At 71.5% G+C, this 1,454-nt stretch carries 1 protein-coding gene; it reads right to left on the minus strand.

Annotated features, from left to right (window positions below):
* Nucleotides 1-169 precede the first annotated feature (169 nt).
* Nucleotides 170-1,093 carry a lytic polysaccharide monooxygenase gene (locus ACFV4F_RS22295; protein ID WP_380504741.1) on the minus strand — a complete coding sequence of 308 codons (924 nt, stop codon included), beginning with the start codon at nucleotides 1,091-1,093 and terminating at the stop codon, nucleotides 170-172.
* Nucleotides 1,094-1,454 lie beyond the last annotated feature (361 nt).

The raw sequence follows: 1,454 nt of genomic DNA on the forward strand, positions 1-1,454 counted from the left end.
CGTCGTTTTTTGGATCTAGAGATAATGGCGTTGCTCGCGTGGGTCTGGGGCGCTTTTTGGGCCGCGCGCGGCCAGCCCCCCGCCGCCCCCCCCCCCCGTCGTTCGCTCACTTCGCACGCGGGGAGCCGGACCGGACGGGGGTGGGCCGGTCCGGCCCCGCATCCGGCCCTCAGGAGTCGCGTCGAACAGCCTCGACACGACGGCGCCGGAGCACCATGCCGGCCCAGCCGACGCTGATCGCCGCCGCGCCGGCGAGCAGCAGCGGACCGGTGGCCGACGTGCCGACGGCCGCGGAGGCGGTCGGCACCACGAGGCCGGCCGGGGAGTTGGGGTCGCCGCCGTGACCGTGGTGGGCGACCGTGGACTTCGGGGCGTCCGCGGCGATCTGCGCGTCGCTCGGCGCGGCCGGGGCCTGCGCCGCGAGCGCGGACACCGGGGCGCCGCCGGCCGCGGCGGGCTTGCCGAAGTCGACGTCCGAGCAGCTGTAGAACGCCTCCGGGCTGTCGCTGCGCTGCCAGATCATGTACAGCAGCTGGCGGCCGGTGCGCTGCGGCAGCGTGCCCGGGTAGGTGTAGTACCCGTTGGTGGCGGTGCGGTCGACCTGCACCTGGGCCACCGGCGTCGGGTCGAGGTCGGACCACTTGAGGGGCTTCGTGGGGTCGTAGCCCTCCTTGGTGATGTAGACGGTCTGGGTGCCGACGTGCGGCGCGGTGGTGCGGAACTGGAAGGTGAAGGCGCCCGCGGCGACGGCGGTGGCCGGCCAGTCGGTGCGCGGCCAGTCCAGGGCCTGGTACTTGTCGCGGTTGGCCGAGCAGAGCTTGCCGTCCGGGATCAGCGCCTGGTGGTTGCCGTTGGCGTTGGCGATGTTGACCTCGTTCCAGTCGTAGAGCGGCTGGGTGCCGCTCGCCGCGACGAGGTCCTTGCAGACCTGGGAGACGGGGTGCTCGGGACCCTCGGCGTAGCAGGCCGCGACCCGGCTGACGGGCCCGGTCATCGTGCCGTGGGCACTGGCGGTGCCGGCGGTGGCCGCCGCCATCGCGAGGACCGCGGCGCCGACGGCGCCGACGGACAGGGCACTTCGCTTGATGGACATGGGGTGGGGACTCCTCGACCGTCGTTCCGGGCGGGTGTGGGGGAGCGGACACGCCTGCCCGTTCGGGAGCCGCGGCCCGGATCGCGGACCCCCGGGCAGAGCGTAGGATTGGTCTGGACCAGATGGCAATAGCTCTGCGTCATGCGGTTATTGACGGACTGTATGGCCCCGAGCAGCACAAAGGCCCGACGGGACACCGGGGTTAGGCGTTCCATCGGGCCTGTTTAAGGCTGCGGAAAGGTCAGCGGGTCCGGTCGTTGTAGAAGCCGGCCTGGATCACGTTCTGGTGGTTCCCATCCTTGATCGTGTTGTTGATGATCGTCACGTTGGCTGCCTGGTCGTCCTGCCTCGGAGCGAACTC

The sequence above is a fragment of the Kitasatospora sp. NPDC059722 genome, assembly GCF_042733235.1.
In the GTDB taxonomy this organism is placed as follows: Bacteria; Actinomycetota; Actinomycetes; order Streptomycetales; family Streptomycetaceae; genus Kitasatospora.